The 5,806-nt window shown below is 46.0% G+C and carries 8 protein-coding genes; all 8 read left to right on the top strand.

Features of this window, described 5'->3' with window-relative positions; genetic code table 11:
- A partial coding sequence (locus B4K20_RS01975) for a type III glutamate--ammonia ligase (protein WP_289281705.1) occupies positions 1–939 on the top strand: 939 nt, incomplete at its 5' end.
- Between the two features lie 33 nt (positions 940–972).
- On the top strand, positions 973–1,875 hold the full coding sequence (locus B4K20_RS01980) for a class II glutamine amidotransferase (RefSeq protein WP_284723142.1): 903 nt from the start codon (positions 973–975) through the stop codon (positions 1,873–1,875).
- 25 nt (positions 1,876–1,900) lie between these two features.
- A complete protein-coding gene (locus B4K20_RS01985) occupies positions 1,901–2,626 on the top strand; it encodes a protein glxC (RefSeq protein ID WP_284723141.1) in 726 nt (241 codons plus the stop codon).
- A 25-nt stretch (positions 2,627–2,651) separates the two neighbouring features.
- On the top strand, positions 2,652–3,983 hold the full coding sequence (locus tag B4K20_RS01990; RefSeq protein ID WP_286303884.1) for an FMN-binding glutamate synthase family protein: 1,332 nt from the start codon (positions 2,652–2,654) through the stop codon (positions 3,981–3,983).
- 186 nt (positions 3,984–4,169) lie between these two features.
- A complete protein-coding gene (locus B4K20_RS01995; protein ID WP_289243148.1) occupies positions 4,170–4,460 on the top strand; it encodes a hypothetical protein in 291 nt (96 codons plus the stop codon).
- 29 nt (positions 4,461–4,489) lie between these two features.
- Positions 4,490–4,900 (top strand): hypothetical protein, encoded by a 411-nt coding sequence (locus B4K20_RS02000; RefSeq protein WP_289281706.1) that lies wholly within the window; start codon positions 4,490–4,492, stop codon positions 4,898–4,900.
- Complete coding sequence (locus B4K20_RS02005) at positions 4,897–5,076, top strand: hypothetical protein (protein WP_289281707.1); 180 nt, start codon at positions 4,897–4,899, stop codon at positions 5,074–5,076. The genes B4K20_RS02000 and B4K20_RS02005 overlap by 4 nt, the downstream gene beginning before the upstream one ends.
- A partial coding sequence (locus B4K20_RS02010) for an APC family permease (RefSeq protein ID WP_289281708.1) occupies positions 5,073–5,806 on the top strand: 734 nt, incomplete at its 3' end. The genes B4K20_RS02005 and B4K20_RS02010, both read left to right, overlap by 4 nt.

Raw genomic sequence — 5,806 nt, forward strand, 5'->3', positions numbered from 1 at the left:
AAAAAAGACGAGTTCGGTCATCTACATCCGTTTGACCCAACTGATACGCTGCAAAAACCGTGTTATGACTATAAAGGCATCACACGTCAGAGCGGTTTCCTTGAAAAACTGACTGAGTCTTTAATTGATGTCGGTTTAGATATTTACCAAATCGATCATGAAGATGCGAATGGTCAGTTTGAAATTAACTACACCTATGCTGATGCACTGAAGAGTGCGGATGACTATGTGATGTTTAAAATGGCTGCTAGCGAAATTGCTAACGAAATGGGCATGGTATGTTCATTTATGTCTAAGCCATTCAGTAACCGCCCTGGTAACGGCATGCATATGCATATGTCGATTGGCGATGGTGAGAAAAGTTTATTCCATGATGACAGTGATGAAACCGGTCATGGTTTATCGAAACTGGCTTATCACTTCATGGCAGGCATTCTGGCGCATGCCCCTGCATTATCAGCGATTGCAGCTCCTACCGTTAACTCATACAAACGTTTAGTGGTCGGTCGTTCTTTGTCCGGCGCGACTTGGGCGCCAGCCTATATTTCATACGGTAATAACAACCGTTCGACCATGGTGCGTATCCCTTATGGTCGTATCGAACTACGCCTGCCAGATGGTACTTGTAACTCATACCTGACGGCAGCAGCAGCGATTGCAGCTGGTTTAGATGGTGTGGAACGTCAACTGGAAGCCGGTCCAGGTTATGACATCAATTTATATGACTTAAGCCCAGAAGAGCTGGAAGAAAAAGGCATTGGCATCTTGCCACAAAATCTTCATGAAGCTTTGACCGCGTTAGAGAAAGATGACGTGATTAAAGGGGCCTTGGGTGAGGAGTTTGTTAAAGAGTTCTTAGAACTCAAACACATGGAATGGGTGGAATACATGCGTCATGTATCTGATTGGGAAATCAATCGTTACGTTGAATTTTATTAAAAGTCCCTAGGGAATGTTGTTAGGAGAATAGTTATGTGTGGAATCGTTGGCCTGTATTTGAAAAACGATAAATACGAAGACCGTCTGGGTGAACTGTTTGCACCAATGTTAATTGCAATGACAGAACGTGGCCCTGATAGTGCTGGGTTTGCTGTTTATGGTGATGAAGTGGATCAAGGGGTGAAGTTAACGCTTCGCAACGAAGATGAGAACTATGATTGGTCAGCACTGGCAAAAGAAATTGAAGCCAAACTGAATACAAAAGTCGACTGGTTCCAAAACAGCAAAGTAGCCGTATTTAAAGTCGATATTGATGCTGAAACAGTTGAGAACTATCTGATGGAAAATCATCAGGACGTACTCATCATGAGTTCAGGTAAGTCTATTGAAATCCTGAAAGAAGTCGGGTTACCAGAGCGTATCGTCAATCTTTTCCATCTGGAAAACATGAAAGGTAGCCACATCATCGGTCACACACGCATGGCGACTGAGTCTGCTGTGACCATGGCGGGTAGCCATCCTTTCTCAACCGGCATGGACTTGTGTCTGGTACATAACGGTTCACTGTCTAACCACAACCGTTTACGTCAGGAACTGAAACGTGAAGGCATTCACTTTGAAACTGAAAACGATTCAGAAGTCGCAGCAGGTTATCTGACCTATCGCTTACAACAAGGCGATAGTCTGAATGAAGCGTTGACGCATGCTTTAGACGATCTGGATGGTTTCTTTACCTTCACTATCGGCACTAAAGATGGCTTTGCTGTGGTGCGTGACCCTATCGCCTGTAAACCTGCAGTGATTGCAGAAACAGATGATTACGTGGCTATGGCCTCTGAATATCAGGCGCTAACAACATTACCTGGCATCGAAAACGCCAAAGTATGGGAACCAGAGCCTTCAAAAGTCTATGTTTGGGAACGTACTACGCACTAAGCAATGGTGTATGAGGAGAATATAAATGAGTACTAAATCTGTAGCAGAATCAGTGACCACATCCGGCAAGCAAACGGTGGATCTGGCACAACAAACAGTTCGTGACTTGAATCAGGCACTGCATGATCAAAACAAAGAACTGACCATTGCTGAATGGGAAGTATTAAACCCGAAAGGGGAGCATAACCTCGCTGTCGGACTTGATCAGAAGCTTAAAGTCGATATCTATGGCCCGGTTGGTTACTACTGTGCGGGTATGAACAAAGAAGCCGACATCACCGTTCATGGCCATGCTGGTCAAGGCATTGCTGAAAACATGATGTCAGGCAGCGTGCGTGTCAAAGGTAACGCTTCATCAGCAGCCGGTGCGACAGCGCATGGTGGTTTTTTGGTGATTGAAGGTGATGCCGGTTCACGTTGCGGTATCTCGATGAAAGGTATTGATATTGTTGTGAAAGGCAATGTCGGTCATATGAGCTGCTTTATGGGCCAAGCTGGTTCACTAGTGGTGTGTGGTGATGCCGGTGATGCGCTGGGTGACTCGCTCTACGAAGTGCATATCTATGTAAAAGGTTCTGTGAAATCACTGGGTGCTGACTGCATCGAAAAAGAAATGCGTCAGGAACACCTGGATGAACTGTCGGCTTTATTAGAAAAAGCCGGTGTGGATGAAGATCCAAAAGCCTTCAAACGTTATGGTTCAGCTCGTCAGTTGTACAACTTCAAAGTTGATAACGCGAGTGCTTATTAATTGCTGATATTGCGAGGAAATAGAAATGACTGAAAAGAAAAAATACATGACCGTACCGCGCGAGTCAGCGACGTTTGATAAATTGACGATGGCTGAAATCCGTCGCGCTGCTGATACGGGTATCTATGATATCCGCGGTGCCGGTGCCAAACGTAAACTGCCACATTTTGACGATCTGCTTTTCCTGGGCGCGAGTATGTCTCGTTACCCATTAGAAGGGTATCGTGAAAAATGTAATACCTCTGTGACCTTAGGTACCCGTTTTGCGAAAAAGCCAATCACTATTGATACGCCTGTCACGATTGCCGGTATGAGTTTTGGTGCATTGTCAGCTTATGCGAAAGAAGCCTTAGGTCGAGGTGCATCAGCAGTAGGCACGTCTACCACGACAGGTGATGGTGGTATGACGCCAGAAGAACGTGGTCAATCAAGCAAACTGGTTTACCAATACTTGCCATCACGCTATGGCATGAACCCAGACGACTTACGAAAAGCAGATGCGATCGAAGTGGTATTGGGACAAGGCGCAAAACCAGGCGGCGGCGGTATGTTACTCGGCCAAAAGATCACAGAACGTGTTGCCCAAATGCGTACATTACCAATGGGCGTAGACCAACGTTCAGCGTGTCGTCATCCTGACTGGACTGGTCCTGACGATCTGGAAATCAAGATCAAAGAACTGCGTGAAATCACAGATTGGCAAGTGCCTATCTACATCAAAGTCGGTGCAACTCGTACTTACTATGATGTGAAGCTGGCGGTGAAAGCCGGTGCTGATGTTATCGTCGTCGACGGTATGCAAGGTGGTACAGCGGCAACGCAAGACGTGTTTATCGAACATGTCGGTATCCCAACGATGGCAGCGATTCCTCAAGCGGTTCAAGCGCTACAGGAAATGGGCATGCACCGTAAGGTTCAGCTGATTGTCTCGGGTGGTATCCGTAATGGTGCCGACGTCGCGAAATGTATGGCGTTGGGTGCTGATGCGGTAGCTATCGGTACCGCTGCACTAGTGGCGCTGGGTGATAACGATCCTAAATGGGAAGAAGAGTACCAAAAACTGGGTTCTACAGCCGGTGCCTACGATGACTGGCATGAAGGTCGTGACCCAGCCGGTATTTCTACTCAGGATCCAGAGCTCATGAAACGCTTTGATCCGGTTGAAGGTGGTCGTCGTCTGGCGAACTACCTGCGTGTTCTGACGCTGGAAGCACAAACATTAGCGCGTGCTTGCGGTAAAAACGATCTACGTCATCTGGAACCAGAAGACTTAGTGGCATTAACAGTGGAATCTGCAGCGATGGCTCGTGTGCCATTAGCCGGCACAAGCTGGATTCCAGGCACACATACATTCTAAAAAAATGTTGTTGCGCCAGTGATAGTTAAAAACCGGTGTTACAAAGATAACGTGGCTTATTGCGATCCTTACCCCGTCAAACTAAGTCACCTTGTCTGCGTGACATCGGTTTTTTTCTTTTTTTTGTTAAATCAGGAGGACAGTGTGTAAATCATTTTTTAATTATTGGAAGAGAGAAATATAACCATGAATAATAAAATAAAAAATCGTATTCAAAATATGTATCTACGAGACTGCATCATGGCATGGGCAGATGTGTTACTCATCTGGCTGGCTGTCGGTTTCGTCCTCATTAGTATCTTAAGCATTCTGGAAGATCCGGTTATCCGCTGGGTCATGATTATTTCCAGTGCCTTGCTCGTCCTTTTCAATACCGCTTCTGTTGGTGCAATGACTAAGCACTACGCAGAAGATAAAGACTATATCTACGGATTGGACATCAAACATCTCGATGAAAATAGAGCAGCGAAGCGCTAATTGCCGGGTGATTTTAATGAGGAAATCTTATGTCTACTTATATACCAAAGGTCCAGTCTAAAAAGGGACAGTTGTTTGATAGTCTTTTTATTCTGATACTTGTTTATGTCAGTTTGTATATCCCTTTGTTTCTTGAATCTGATACGAAATCAGCAACCGACACCACCTCATCTCAGGTTATCTCCTGGGAATCCCTAAACGTCTCACCTGTTGAGCAGGAACAATGGCAGAAGCTGGGGTTTGATGAAACAGCCGCGGCTGAAATCATCAACGACAAGTTTGATTACACCATTGATCCCATGATGCTTGGCATTACCGCTTTAGTCATTATTGGCTATTTCATCTTTATGCTGCGTGTCTCCGAGTCTCAATATCGTGAAGTGATTGCTGAAAAATTCGGTGATAAGACTTCGCGATCGACGCAGGAGGATCAGCGATGAGTTATTGGGAAATATTAAGTTACGCCGCCTGGATCATCTCAGCCATGTTATTGCTGTGGATTCTGGTCGATGCGTTCAGTGTCTCACGTCAATTTGATGAATCCTTATTGATGAGTTCTCGTGAAGGCGCTGATGAACTGATGGCTGAACTCGAGCGAGAGGAGGGACAGTCATGAGTCAGGAAGCTTCTTCTCAATCACAACGGATTTCGATGCTGAAAGTATTGAACCCGTTTCATATCTGGGCGTTGGGTGTCGGTATTGTTCTGGTCGGTGAGTTTATGGGCTGGAACTTCTCTGTTGCCAAAGGCGGTGCCTATGGTGCGTTGATCGCCTGTTGGGTCATTGGTTTGCTCTACAGTTGTGTGGCAATGATCGATTCAGAAGTCACCTCGACGGTAGCTGCAGCCGGTGGTCAATACACTCAGGCAAAACATATTATCGGTCCATTAATGGCCTTTAATGTGGGTTTGTATCTGGTCATGGCTTACACCATGCTGGAAGCGGCTGATGCTTTGATAGTTGGGGACTTGATGGCCGCTGTGGCATCGGCAACCGGCTACCCTGATTTAAGTCCACAACCCTTTGTGGTGCTGACCATTTCGTTTTTGGCCTGGCTGAATTATCGCGGTGTGTTTATGACGCTGACGTTAAATTTTGTCATTACCTTGTTTGCCTTTCTGGCGATTCTGGCCTTATTTATTGGGGCTGATCCACTTAACCCTGGTCATATTCTGAAACACAGTGATCTGTTAACAGAATTACCCTATGGCTGGATTGGGGTGGTTGCCGCCTTGCAGTTTGGTATGTGGTATTACTTGGGTATCGAAGGCACTTGTCAGGCCGCGGAAGAGGTGAGAAGTGCGGGTCGGGCAATTCCACTGGGTACGATTGGTGGCATCTTAAC

The sequence above is a fragment of the Methylophaga sp. UBA5088 genome (assembly GCF_002414625.1).
Classification (GTDB): Bacteria; Pseudomonadota; Gammaproteobacteria; order Nitrosococcales; family Methylophagaceae; genus Methylophaga; species Methylophaga marina.

Excerpts from the sequence above, each read along its gene's own strand:
- B4K20_RS02005 (WP_289281707.1), top strand. The coding sequence starts at position 4,897 with ATGAGTTATTGGGAAATATTAAGTTACGCCGCCTGGATCATCTCAGCC.
- B4K20_RS02000 (WP_289281706.1), top strand. The coding sequence starts at position 4,490 with ATGTCTACTTATATACCAAAGGTCCAGTCTAAAAAGGGACAGTTGTTT.
- B4K20_RS01990 (WP_286303884.1), top strand. The coding sequence starts at position 2,652 with ATGACTGAAAAGAAAAAATACATGACCGTACCGCGCGAGTCAGCGACG.
- B4K20_RS01985 (WP_284723141.1), top strand. The coding sequence starts at position 1,901 with ATGAGTACTAAATCTGTAGCAGAATCAGTGACCACATCCGGCAAGCAA.
- B4K20_RS01995 (WP_289243148.1), top strand. The coding sequence starts at position 4,170 with ATGAATAATAAAATAAAAAATCGTATTCAAAATATGTATCTACGAGAC.
- B4K20_RS01980 (WP_284723142.1), top strand. The coding sequence starts at position 973 with ATGTGTGGAATCGTTGGCCTGTATTTGAAAAACGATAAATACGAAGAC.